General features: G+C 42.8%; 11 protein-coding genes. 4 read left to right on the forward strand and 7 right to left on the reverse strand.

Annotated features, from left to right (window positions below):
- Nucleotides 1–4: 4 nt before the first annotated feature.
- Nucleotides 5–3,052: a formate dehydrogenase-N subunit alpha gene (gene fdnG / locus M1F03_RS18715; RefSeq protein WP_154624782.1), complete on the reverse strand. Its 3,048-nt coding sequence runs from the start codon at nucleotides 3,050–3,052 to the stop codon at nucleotides 5–7.
- Between the two features lie 182 nt (nucleotides 3,053–3,234).
- On the opposite strand from fdnG, the gene fdhD reads away from it, so the two are divergent.
- Complete coding sequence (gene fdhD, locus M1F03_RS18720; RefSeq protein WP_154624783.1) at nucleotides 3,235–4,065, forward strand: formate dehydrogenase accessory sulfurtransferase FdhD; 831 nt, start codon at nucleotides 3,235–3,237, stop codon at nucleotides 4,063–4,065.
- Nucleotides 4,066–4,068: 3 nt separating this feature from the next.
- On the opposite strand, the gene M1F03_RS18725 is transcribed toward fdhD, so the two are convergent.
- Nucleotides 4,069–4,848 carry a transferase gene (locus M1F03_RS18725; RefSeq protein ID WP_154624784.1) on the reverse strand — a complete coding sequence of 260 codons (780 nt, stop codon included), beginning with the start codon at nucleotides 4,846–4,848 and terminating at the stop codon, nucleotides 4,069–4,071.
- Between the two features lie 231 nt (nucleotides 4,849–5,079).
- Here M1F03_RS18725 and M1F03_RS18730 point away from each other — a divergent pair, with 231 nt between their 5' ends.
- Genes M1F03_RS18730 through M1F03_RS18740 form a run of 3 tightly spaced genes read left to right on the forward strand, consistent with a single transcriptional unit; the run spans nucleotide 5,080 to nucleotide 7,378 of the window.
- Complete coding sequence (locus M1F03_RS18730; protein WP_154623507.1) at nucleotides 5,080–5,649, forward strand: DarT ssDNA thymidine ADP-ribosyltransferase family protein; 570 nt, start codon at nucleotides 5,080–5,082, stop codon at nucleotides 5,647–5,649.
- Nucleotides 5,649–6,293, forward strand: a complete 645-nt coding sequence (locus M1F03_RS18735; RefSeq protein ID WP_154623506.1) for a DUF4433 domain-containing protein — start codon at nucleotides 5,649–5,651, stop codon at nucleotides 6,291–6,293. The genes M1F03_RS18730 and M1F03_RS18735 overlap by 1 nt, the downstream gene beginning before the upstream one ends.
- An 11-nt stretch (nucleotides 6,294–6,304) precedes the next feature.
- Nucleotides 6,305–7,378: a macro domain-containing protein gene (locus tag M1F03_RS18740; RefSeq protein ID WP_154623505.1), complete on the forward strand. Its 1,074-nt coding sequence runs from the start codon at nucleotides 6,305–6,307 to the stop codon at nucleotides 7,376–7,378.
- A 101-nt stretch (nucleotides 7,379–7,479) separates the two neighbouring features.
- Here M1F03_RS18740 and mnmE read toward each other — a convergent pair whose 3' ends face one another.
- The 5 genes from mnmE to rpmH form a co-directional block, all read right to left on the reverse strand.
- Entirely contained in the window at nucleotides 7,480–8,844 is a 1,365-nt protein-coding gene (mnmE, locus tag M1F03_RS18745) for a tRNA uridine-5-carboxymethylaminomethyl(34) synthesis GTPase MnmE (protein ID WP_154623504.1), read from the reverse strand.
- 99 nt (nucleotides 8,845–8,943) lie between these two features.
- Nucleotides 8,944–10,593, reverse strand: a complete 1,650-nt coding sequence (gene yidC / locus M1F03_RS18750; RefSeq protein ID WP_154623503.1) for a membrane protein insertase YidC — start codon at nucleotides 10,591–10,593, stop codon at nucleotides 8,944–8,946.
- A gap of 2 nt (nucleotides 10,594–10,595) precedes the next feature.
- Nucleotides 10,596–10,856: a membrane protein insertion efficiency factor YidD gene (gene yidD, locus M1F03_RS18755; protein ID WP_014657163.1), complete on the reverse strand. Its 261-nt coding sequence runs from the start codon at nucleotides 10,854–10,856 to the stop codon at nucleotides 10,596–10,598.
- The gene (gene rnpA / locus M1F03_RS18760; RefSeq protein WP_163863441.1) at nucleotides 10,820–11,179 is read right to left on the reverse strand and encodes a ribonuclease P protein component; all 360 of its coding nucleotides are present in this window, start codon (nucleotides 11,177–11,179) and stop codon (nucleotides 10,820–10,822) included. The genes yidD and rnpA overlap by 37 nt, the downstream gene beginning before the upstream one ends.
- A 21-nt stretch (nucleotides 11,180–11,200) precedes the next feature.
- Nucleotides 11,201–11,344 (reverse strand): 50S ribosomal protein L34, encoded by a 144-nt coding sequence (rpmH, locus tag M1F03_RS18765; RefSeq protein ID WP_004906236.1) that lies wholly within the window; start codon nucleotides 11,342–11,344, stop codon nucleotides 11,201–11,203.
- Nucleotides 11,345–11,689: the final 345 nt, after the last annotated feature.

Here is an 11,689-nt window from a genome sequence, read left to right on the forward strand (position 1 = left end):
CTCCTTACACCTTTTCCACATTGACAAGGAATGATTTAAATTCCGGCGTTTGCGTATTGGCATCACCCACATATGGCGTCAGTGTATTTGCAATGAAGCCTTTCACCGCTAAACCTTCAAAGCCCCAGTGGATAGGAATACCTATGGTATCCACATCTTTGCCGTTGACTTTCAACGTATGAATACGTTTTGTGACAACCGCTTTCGCTTTAATATAGCCGCGTTTAGAGCTGACTTTCACCATATCGCCTTGTTTAATCCCTTTTTCTTTCGCCAAGCGATCACCAATTTCAATGAATTGCTGTGGCTGAATAATGGCATTCAACAACGCATGTTTTGTCCAATAGTGGAAATGCTCAGTTAAGCGATAGGTTGTTCCAACATAAGGGAATTCTGTCGCTTTACCCATTTGCGCCCAGTCGTCTTTAAATACACGAGCAGCAGGGTTAGACACCACATTAGGGTGTAATGGGTTGGTATCGAGCGGTGTTTCAATCGGTTCATAATGCTCTGGGAATGGACCTTCCGCCATTTTATCCAGTGCAAACAAACGTCCCATACCTTCTGGTTGCATAATGAATGGGTGTACACCACTGCCCGGAGGCGCATTACTGTAGTCCGGTACGTCCATACCTATCCACTTGCTGCCATCCCATTCTAGAATTTGACGGCGTGGATCCCATGGTTTGCCCATTGGGTCAGCAGATGCACGGTTATAAATAACACGGCGGTTTAACGGCCATGCCCATGCCCAGCCAAGGGTATTACCCAGACCTGTTGGGTCAGAGTTATCACGACGCGCCATCTGGTTACCTTTCGGTGTCCAGCTACCCGTAAAGATCCAGCAACCACTCGATGTAGTCCCATCATCACGTAATTGGGCGAACGAACTTAACAGCTCACCTTTCTTCACAATGATGTTGCCATCAGCATCTTTTAGATCGACCAGCGCATAACCATTACTTTCTTGTGCCACTTCTTCCGGAGTTGGATTATCACGGTCAAAGTAGTTCCAAGTCATGTTTAATACTGGCTCTGGTGACTCACCACCTTCGGTTTCATAGAGCTGGCGTATACGGTGATAAATACCTGACAGAATTTCACCATCACTGATGGCTTCACCTGGGGCATCTGCACCTTTCCAGTGCCATTGCAACCAACGAGCAGAGTTTACAATCGAACCATTCTCTTCAGCAAAACAGCAAGATGGCAGACGGAAAACCGTTGTTTGAATAGTCGATGGGTCGACATCATTCATTTCGCCATGGTTTTGCCAGAAGTTTGACGTTTCTGTATTTAATGGGTCAATCGTGACTAAGAATTTCAACTTAGATAGCGATTTGATGATTTTGTTTTTGTTCGGGAATGAGGCTAATGGGTTAAAGCCTTGGCAAATATAACCATTGACTTCACCTTTATCCATCATTTCGAAATAACGTAAAACATCATAGCCTTGGTCCCATTTAGGTAACCAATCAAAGCCCCAGCTATTCTCTTTTTGCGCTTTATCACCGTAGAAAGTCTTCATCATACTGACAAAGAATTTCGGGTAATTGCCCCAATAGTTCACCTGACCAGGTTGGGTCATTTTAGGGGTATTCGCTTCTAAATAGCTCTCTAGCGTGGTTTGTTTTTCTGACGGTAAAGTCAGATAACCCGGTAAGCTTTGAGATAACAAGCCTAAGTCAGTCAGACCTTGGATATTCGAGTGACCACGCAGTGCGTTAACCCCACCGCCTAGCATACCCATATTACCCAACAGTAACTGGATCATCGCCATGGTACGAATGTTTTGTGCACCGATGGTATGTTGCGTCCAGCCAAGTGCATACAGGAAAGAGGCCGTTTTATCTTTTGCACTCGTCTCTGCAATGTACTCACAGACTTTCAAGAAGTCTTCAATCGGCGTACCGCAGATGTTATTCACCACTTCAGGTGTATAACGGCTAACGTGATCTTTCAGCAGATTCAAGACACAACGAGGGTGAGTTAACGTAGGATCGCGTCGTGCGAAACCATTCTCATCCATCTCGTAGTTCCACGTCGTTTTATCATACTGACGTTTTTCTGCATCATAGCCTGTGAATAAACCATCATCAAAACCGTAGTCTTCACGAATGATAAGGCTAGCGTTGGTATAAGCTTCAACGTATTCCTGCTGAATTTTTTTGTTATCCAGTAGGTATTTAATCACACCTGACAAAAATGCAATGTCAGTACCAGAACGGATAGGCGTATAGAAATCCGCCACAGCCGCTGTACGGGTAAAGCGTGGATCAATAACAATGAGTTTAGCTTTATTATGGATTTTGGCTTCCATCGCCCAGCGAAAACCGACTGGGTGAGCTTCTGCCGCATTACCGCCCATAACAACAACAAGGTTTGCGTTTTTAATATCAACCCAGTGGTTGGTCATCGCACCGCGACCAAATGTTGGAGCAAGACTTGCTACCGTTGGTCCGTGTCAGACACGCGCTTGGTTATCCACGGCAAGCATGCCGAGGGCGCGACTAAATTTTTGGGTGACAAAACCTGTTTCGTTACTAGCGGCTGAAGCACAGAGCATACCTGTTGTCAGCCAACGGTTAACCGTTACACCATCTTTATTCTGCTTGATGAAATTGGCATCACGGTCTTCTTTCATCAACTTGGCAATACGATCAAAAGCGTCGTTCCAAGTGATGCGTTTCCACTCATTGGTTCCGGGTTCGCGTACTTCAGGATATTTGAGTCGACTTTCACTGTGGATAAAGTCGATAAGTCCTGCACCTTTCGGGCAGAGTGCGCCGCGGTTAACCGGATGATCCGGGTCACCTTCAATATGAAAAATGCTTTCTTTGGCATTTTTCGCTCCATCGCCTAAGCTATACATCAATAGCCCACAACCGACAGAACAGTACGTGCAGGTATTTCGGGTTTCTTTCGCACGCAGTAATTTATACTGACGTGTCGACGCTAACGCAGTTGAGGGTGCAAAACCCAACGCTGCTGCCGTCGTACCCGCCATACCGCCAGCGCAGATCTTAAAGAACTGCCTTCTGCTGACTTGCATGGGGATCTCCTCATTTACATTGCTCTTGTTTACCTAAGAAATGTTTTAAATCGCGATATTCAGGTAAACTGTTCTTATTCAACGTCTTCCGTATCGTATTCAGGTTCATTGCCTGAGAAATGGTGTAAATTCTTTTTACCCATAATTAATATTATGTATCATTAGTGCTAGGAATTCATCTAATGTATGAAACAAATAACACGAAACTGTCAAAATCTTTGAAAATGATTGGCGCAAACCATACAAGTGTGCAACAAAAAGGCAACCTTGATCAGTCTATAACTGATTGGGTAGCCGAAGAATTACCTGTTGCTTTAGTTTATAACGGCATATCACATGTCGTGATGATGGCGACACCAAAAGATTTAGAAGATTTTGCTATCGGGTTCTCATTATCGGAAGGGATCATACAATCAAAACAAGAAATCCGAGGAATTGATATCATTCAAGGCTGTCATCGTGGCCTTGAAGTGCATGTTGAGTTATCTAACCGCCGTTTTATGGGGTTAAAAGAGCGTAGACGTAACCTAGCTGGGCGAACTGGCTGTGGTATTTGTGGTACTGAACAACTTGATGAGATATTCAAACCGATTCCTCCACTGCCTTTCACTCAAACGTTCTCACTATCTCACCTTGATCACGCATTAACTGAACTGAAGAAAGTGCAAGAAATCGGTGCATTAACGGGCTGTACCCATGCCGCTGCATGGATTTCCCCAGAAGGCCTGCTTGTGGGGGGATGTGAGGATGTCGGCCGCCATGTTGCGCTTGATAAGCTATTAGGCATGAAACATCGCCATCATTGGCAACAAGGCGCTGTCTTGGTCTCTAGCCGTGCCAGTTATGAAATGGTACAAAAAGCAGCAAGTTGTGGAGCAGAAATCTTGTTTGCTGTTTCAGCAGCCACCTCCCTTGCCATCGAAGTGGCTGATAAAGCCAATCTAACCTTAGTGGGTTTTTGCCGCCAAGGGAAAGCAACTGTCTTTACTCACCCAAGCCGCATAACGAACTAATGGTTATGCCTTCTCCAGAGAGTGCAACATCCACAAATTCGGCTCAATATATTCAATCGATTGTTTTTCTATATCAACAGTGACAGGGACTAACGCGTTCGGTACGACGTATTGTCCTGACTGTATAAAACGCATGCCTGTCCATGACTCCCACTGCTCGACCGTGCCTTTAATCGACATTGAGCGGTGTATAGGTTTTAATATTTTGCCACCTAAGCGCCAATGTGTGCGTATCCAAGGGTCAAAAGGTTCTCCCTGCTCGTTGGTCCATCGGCAATAATCATCGAAGGGTTGTAATGGATAACGATGCTTTAAAGTTGGGCGAACAGGTACTACGACGGCCTTTGCACCATACGCTACCGCTGCTTTTTTCAACGCGTTGATCAGCAGAGCTGGTATTTGATAGCCGCGATATTCAGGCTCAACAGTGACAGAGAGTGCAGAAATATAGCGATCCTCACCGTTTTTGTTTTCAATCGCAAAATTGAAAATGTCATCCCAGCCTAAATCCACTAATTTTGTGAGGTTGTGATCAGGCCATTGGAAGAGGACGGATTTAATCACCCCGACCACTTTTTCAGTACCTTGAATATCCGCTACCGCTAAAAATTGAAATTGGTTCATAGGCTCTTCATAAAGTTTTTCCCAATATTCATCACAGACGGCCGTTTCACACATAAATTGTGGCCATAACTTGTCTAGCAGTTCATCAGACTGTTCAATAAGATCAGGGCGTTGGACAAAACTGTGGATGTTTATCGTAATAGAAGGTTTGATACTCATAAATATAACCTATGACGAAAATGAGCTCGGTAGTATAAAAGGAAAATAAAAAGAAGGATTAAGATAAAATTAACGTTAAGCAGGCACCATCCGAATAATAAGTATTTCTTAATGATGTTAGCACTATCACTGCCCTTTGCCATACATTGCGATATTCTCTTGATAATAAAATGGAATAATTAAACTAACACTCTAATTATATTATTTTTATAATAATCAAAGGAATATTAGATGAATGATATCAAAACAAAAAAGCTAATTTATCATCTTACTAGTTTGAAAAATATAAGAAATATATTGATTGAGGGGTTAAAACCAAGAGTAGATATTAATAAATTTCATGATATTGCAGACAAAGAGATCATCGAAGGAAGAAAAAAACATCAACTAGATAGCTATGTTCCATTTCATTGGTTTTCACGTAATCCCTTTGATGGCAGAGTGCAAAAAAATTTTCCTGATGAAAAATTTGTCCTCATTACGATTAAAAGAGCGTTAGCTCAAAAAGAAAACTGGAAAATTATCCTAAGGCACCCTTTGGCTGAAGCCAATATTAAAATTTATGACTACAATGAAGGCTTTGCTCTTATTAACTGGGATATAATGAATCTACGTGATTACCATGATCCTGACAGCAAAAGCATTTGTATGGCAGAATGTCTTTCACCAACGGTTGTTGAGGTATCAAAGTTTTTCAAAATTTATGTTCCCACACCGGAAGTTTCAAAAATCGTTAATAGAGAGTTAAAGACCCTTAATTTAAACCTTGAAATTGCTATCAATGAAGGAATGTTTTGTTAATGGCGTATATGAACCTAAACCCAGAAAAAGCACTTATCTGGAGAATAACCCATCGTCAGAATATTCCTTGGCTTTTTGCCAATGGCTTATATGCAGGAAATAGTGAACATTATTCACCTAATTGGGTGACTATTGGCAATACAGACCTGATTAACCGCCGCAATCAACGTCATGTACCTATTCAGCCGAATGGGGTACTTAATGATTATGTACCTTTCTATTTCACCCCTTTCTCGCCAATGATGTATAATATTTATACAGGCCGTGGTGGGGTGCGAAAAGTTCCCAATGATGATATTATCATCTTGGTTTCCAGCATGTATAAAATAGCCGCTCTAAAGATACCTTTTGTTTTCACCGATCGTCATGCGTATCCTGTAACATCTCAGTTCTATAACCAGCTAACAGATCTCGCGGAGATAGATTGGGCTTTACTACAGCAGCGCAATTTTCACCGTGACCCTGATGACCCTGAAAAAGTTGAAAGGTATCAAGCAGAAGCGTTAATTTATAAACATGTTCCTATGGAAGCCCTATTAGGTGCTGTTTGTTACACAAAAGAAACCCAGCTAGAACTTCAAGCAAAAGCCAGCCAACTTGAGATTCATTTAGATATCCATTGCATTCCAAACTGGTACTTTTAAGGAGGCTGATAATGATAGAATTTACCCAAGGTAATTTGTTAGAAGCTGACGTAGAAGCGCTCGTTAATACCGTCAATACCGTTGGTGTTATGGGTAAAGGGATCGCATTAATGTTTAAAGAGCGTTTTCCCGCCAATATGGCTGCATATGCTAAAGCATGTAAAACACATGAAGTGCAGACTGGAAAAATGTTTGTTACTGAAACCGGGGAGCTCATGGGCCCTCGTTGGATTGTTAATTTCCCAACAAAGCAGCATTGGCGAGCAAAATCTCAAATTCAGTGGATTATTGATGGCTTATTGGACCTACGTAACTTCATTGAAGAGAATCATGTTAAATCTATTGCTATCCCGCCATTAGGGGCTGGTAATGGCGGTCTCAATTGGGATGATGTCAAGCCTCATATTGTGGAAATATTAGGTGATATTCAAAACGTAAAAATTATTGTTTATGAGCCAATAGCAAAATATCAAAATGTTGCTAAGCCAAAGGGTGTTGAAAAACTGACGCCGGCCCGCGCCTTAATTGCAGAACTTATCCGTCGTTATTGGGTTATGGGGATGGATTGTAGCCTATTGGAAATACAAAAGTTAGCTTGGTTTTTAGAGCGTACAATAGAGGCTGAAGGGCTGAGAAATCCATTAAACCTAAGGTTTGAAGCCAGAAACTATGGTCCCTACGCCGATAAGTTACGACACTTATTAAACGGGCTAGATGGAAGCTACCTCAAGAGTGAAAAACGGATTAGTGATTGTAGTCCATTAGACGTAATTTGGTTTAATGATGATAAACGCGCTACGATTGAGCTGTATTTAAAAACCGAAGCAAAAGACTATTTATCCGCGCTAGAGAAGACAACGAAGCTTATTGATGGATTCGAATCTCCTTTCGGGATAGAACTTCTCTCCACTGTAGACTGGTTGCTGTACAAAAAGCAATCTTCACCTAATATTGAGTCCTTACTTGAAGGAATGCGCCAATGGCCAGCAGGGGATAGATGGGCACAACGTAAACTTAGGTTATTTGACTCAAATAAGTTAGAACTTGCATTAAATCATTTGAAACAAATACCGTTCTATAGCTAATTAACCAATAAACCTTTTCTAAGCCTATAAAGAGCCATTCCGTTTTACAGCAGCTTGCTGATTAGATAGCAAGCTGCTACCACACTGAGTTAAATCAGTTTTTACTTCCCGATACAGAAACTTGAGAAAATGCGGCCGAGCAAATCATCTGATGTGAATTCCCCCGTGATTTCACTGAGCTCTTGTTGCGCTAAACGTAATTCTTCGGCTAATAGTTCTCCTGAACGGGCAACGACCAATTGTTCATGCCCCTGAGCTAAATGCACAGCAGCAGCATCTAATGCCTGTAAATGGCGGCGGCGAGCCAAAAACCCCCCCTCCGTGTTACTATTAAAACCCATGGTTTCTTTGAGATGATCGCGCAGCAAATCTATACCCAGTTCTTCACGCGCCGATAAACGAATCAATGGGTAACGCACATCCCCTACAAATTCTATTTTCTCACCCGTTTTATCGGCTTTATTACGGATGACCGTTACGGGTAAAGTTTCAGGTAAACGCGCCATAAACTCAGGCCAGATAGCTTGTGGTTCTGTCGCATCTGTCGTGGTGCTATCAAGCATAAAAAGAACACGGTCAGCTTGTTCGATCTCTGCCCAGGCACGCTCAATACCAATGCGCTCTACTTCATCACTTGCCTCACGTAAACCGGCTGTATCAATAATATGTAGCGGCATGCCGTCAATATGAATATGTTCACGTAATACGTCTCGTGTGGTACCCGCAATATCCGTAACGATGGCAGCTTCACGCCCTGCTAATGCATTTAACAGACTCGATTTACCTGCATTAGGACGCCCAGCAATAACCACTTTCATTCCTTCACGCAATAAACTCCCTTGGCGTGCTTCAGAGCGAACTCGGGCTAAATCGGCAATCACCTCATTCAACTTCGCTTCAATTTTTCCGTCAGAGAGAAAATCAATTTCTTCATCGGGGAAATCGATAGCCGCTTCTACATAGATACGCAGAGTCGTTAGTGCTTCAACCATTTGATGAATTTGAGCAGAAAACGCGCCTTGTAAAGAGTTCATTGCCGAACGAGCAGCTTGTTCTGAACTTGCATCAATAAGGTCTGCAATCGCTTCTGCTTGCGCTAAATCTAGCTTATCGTTCAAAAAGGCGCGTTCAGAAAATTCACCCGGATTGGCAATACGAACGCCTTCAATCGTAAGAATCCGTTTCAGTAATAAATCTAGAATGACAGGGCCACCATGCCCTTGCAGTTCTAAAACATCTTCCCCTGTAAATGAATTTGGGCCAGGAAAGAAGATAGCAATACCTTGATCAAGTACGCTGTCATTAACGTCTCGGAAAGGTAAATAATCCGCATAACGTGGTTTTGGCAGTTTACCCAATACCGTTTGAGCAACGAAAGCCGCTTTCGGGCCTGATACTCGTAAAATACCGACTCCACCACGACCTGGAGGCGTTGCTTGGGCAACAATCGTATCGTTGGTTTGCATGATGTTTCTCTGTCATAGCTATAAAAAATTAAGGCGGTCCGTAATGGCCGCCTTAATACTATATCCTTAAGTGGCCTTTCGGCTCACCTAAGATTGAGATTATTTTTTCTCTTTTTTATCGCGACTATGTAGACCACGTTTTTCCAGACCACGATAAATAATCTGTTGCTGGATGATGGTCACTAAGTTACTCACGATATAGTACAGTACCAGACCTGATGGGAACCACAGGAAGAAGATAGTGAATACGACCGGCATATAGGTCATAATCTTCTGCTGCATTGGGTCTGTCACCGCCGTTGGCGACATCTTCTGAATAACGAACATCGTCACACCCATTAATACTGGCAGGATGTAGTATGGGTCTTGTGCTGACAAGTCCTGAATCCAACCAAAGAATGGGGCATGACGTAGCTCAACAGAGCCCATCAACATGTAATAAAGTGCAAGGAAGATTGGCATTTGGATAAGTAGCGGTAAACAACCACCTAGTGGGTTTACTTTTTCTGCCTTATACAACGCCATCATTTCTTGGCTCATACGCTGTTTATCATCACCAATACGCTCACGCATCGCAGCCAGTTTTGGTTGCAGTAAACGCATTTTCGCCATTGATGTGTACTGAGCTTTTGTCAGCGGGTACATGATACCACGGACGATAAAGGTAATAACGATGATAGCAATACCCCAGTTACCGACAAAACCGTGAATGAATTTCAACAGCTTGAACAGTGGCTGAGAGATAAACCATAACCAACCGTAATCAACAGTTAAATCTAAGTGAGGAGCAACTTCAGCCATCTCTGATTGGATTTCAGGACCAACCCATAATGTAGATGAATAAGTTCCAGCACCATTAGCCGCAATAGTCATTGGCTCACTCTTATAACCAATGATGGCTGACTGTTTATCAAGGTCAATGGTATAGAAAGTGCTTTTTTCGTTGCTAGCAGGGATCCATGCGGTTGCAAAATATTGTTGCAACATCGCTATCCAGCCACCTTTCGTTGTGATATTCAGGTTTTTATCTTCAATATCACTAAAGCTATATTTTTTATAGTTAGTTTCATCTGAAGAATAAGCAGCACCGCGATAAGTATGTAAGGCGAAGTTGCTACTACCTGTATCACGTTCTTTTGGTAATTGAATTGTTTGTTTCAATTGACCAAAGAAGGCGAGATTTAAAGGTTGTGCTGTTGGGTTTTGAATATTGTATTCAACATCAACAGTATACTGGCCGCGTTTCAAGACATAGGTTTTTTGATAAACCACACCGTCTTTATCGGTGAATGTCATTGGCACACGCAGCTCATTTTGGCCATCTTGTAATACGAAGCTTGATTCAGCCGTGGTATACACAGGACGTTGACCATTATTATTCGCTGGGTTGTCTGGACCGTGTTGGCCAATCAGACCACTTTGAGCCTGATAAAGAAAGTCAGGCGCCGTTTCCAATAGACGGAAAGGGTCTTCTGAATGAAGGGTTGCAGGATAGGCTAACAAGTCAGCCTCATCGATATCACCACCACGAGTATTGATGCGTAAATCTAACACATCTGTTTTCACTGTGATCAGCTTACCTTGCCCACTGCTCGTCACAGTTTGGGAATCACTGCTTGGCATATCTGTTCGTTGTGCCGTTTGGACAGTTTTTATATCCTGAGCAGCTTTATCGCTCTCCCAGGCCTGCCATACTAAGAACGAAACAAATAGCAAAGCGATGAGTAGAAGATTGCGTTGCGAATCCATCGTTATAATTCTCTATTATCATCGTTTTTTTTAGGCGGAACAGGATCGTCTCCACCAGCGTGTAAAGGGTGGCATTTTAATACGCGTTTCGCCGTTAACCAACTACCTTTTAACATTCCAAACCTGCGCAATGCCTCAATTCCATAATTTGAACAAGTTGGATTGAAACGGCAACGTGGCCCTAACAGCGGGCTAATTGCCAATTGGTATCCCCTAATCAAGCCAATCAGGAGTTTTGAGCCAAGCGACAGTGTCGACGCCATAATTTACCCAATGCTTCCGTGATTTGTTGATTATCGAGATTAGAAACCCCTTTTCTTACCAATACCACAAAATCCATTGGCGGTAACTCGTGTTGATGCAAACGAAAATATTCACGCGCTAATCGTTTAATTCGATTTCGCTCATGAGCTCGTTTAACATTTTTTTTAGCGATGGTAAGACCGATGCGGGGATGCCCCAGCTCGTTTAGGCGACCAAGGATTGTTATCTCTGGGGAACTCGCCCTCTGCGGCTGCTTAAAGACATTATCGAAATGCCTGGGAGTTAGCAAACGTAACTCCCGGGTAAAAGCGAGCTTAACCACTGGAATAGAGGGCTAGCTTTATTACTTAGATGAAACGGTCAGACGAGCGCGGCCTTTAGCACGACGGCGAGCCAGAACCTGACGACCATTTTTAGTGGCCATACGAGCACGGAAACCGTGTGAACGGTTGCGTTTCAGTACGGACGGTTGAAAAGTGCGTTTCATAACGATTTCTACCTAACTTTAAAATTTATTACTGATTCAGTAAACGCGTTGGCAACCAGTGGAAACTGATTTACACCTGTGCCTCTATCGCAACAATATAGAAAGAGGCAGGATTGTAATAAAACATAGGGGGTCACGTCAATGAAATGACGCAATCAAACCACTTTTATTTATAGCCTGGCTGACAGGTTTGCTGACATATGCTGCAACAGCGAATGAAGCTTAAAGCCCATAATTTACTTTAAATTAGTTCATTATGAAAACAACTTCAATGCGCTATACAGGGTGGGAGATTATACGGACTCCACCTCAAAGCGCAAGGATCATCGAGCGATCTAAAAATAT

The sequence above is a fragment of the Providencia sp. PROV080 genome, assembly GCF_033688105.1.
Classification (GTDB): domain Bacteria; phylum Pseudomonadota; class Gammaproteobacteria; order Enterobacterales; family Enterobacteriaceae; genus Providencia; species Providencia zhejiangensis.

Bases quoted from the DNA above. Each gene is read 5' to 3' on its own strand.
- M1F03_RS18725 (WP_154624784.1), bottom strand. From the start codon at position 4,848: ATGAGTATCAAACCTTCTATTACGATAAACATCCACAGTTTTGTCCAA.
- M1F03_RS18730 (WP_154623507.1), top strand. From the start codon at position 5,080: ATGAATGATATCAAAACAAAAAAGCTAATTTATCATCTTACTAGTTTG.
- yidD (WP_014657163.1), bottom strand. From the start codon at position 10,856: ATGGCGTCGACACTGTCGCTTGGCTCAAAACTCCTGATTGGCTTGATT.
- M1F03_RS18735 (WP_154623506.1), top strand. From the start codon at position 5,649: ATGGCGTATATGAACCTAAACCCAGAAAAAGCACTTATCTGGAGAATA.
- mnmE (WP_154623504.1), bottom strand. From the start codon at position 8,844: ATGCAAACCAACGATACGATTGTTGCCCAAGCAACGCCTCCAGGTCGT.
- fdhD (WP_154624783.1), top strand. From the start codon at position 3,235: ATGTATGAAACAAATAACACGAAACTGTCAAAATCTTTGAAAATGATT.
- M1F03_RS18740 (WP_154623505.1), top strand. From the start codon at position 6,305: ATGATAGAATTTACCCAAGGTAATTTGTTAGAAGCTGACGTAGAAGCG.
- yidC (WP_154623503.1), bottom strand. From the start codon at position 10,593: ATGGATTCGCAACGCAATCTTCTACTCATCGCTTTGCTATTTGTTTCG.
- rpmH (WP_004906236.1), bottom strand. From the start codon at position 11,344: ATGAAACGCACTTTTCAACCGTCCGTACTGAAACGCAACCGTTCACAC.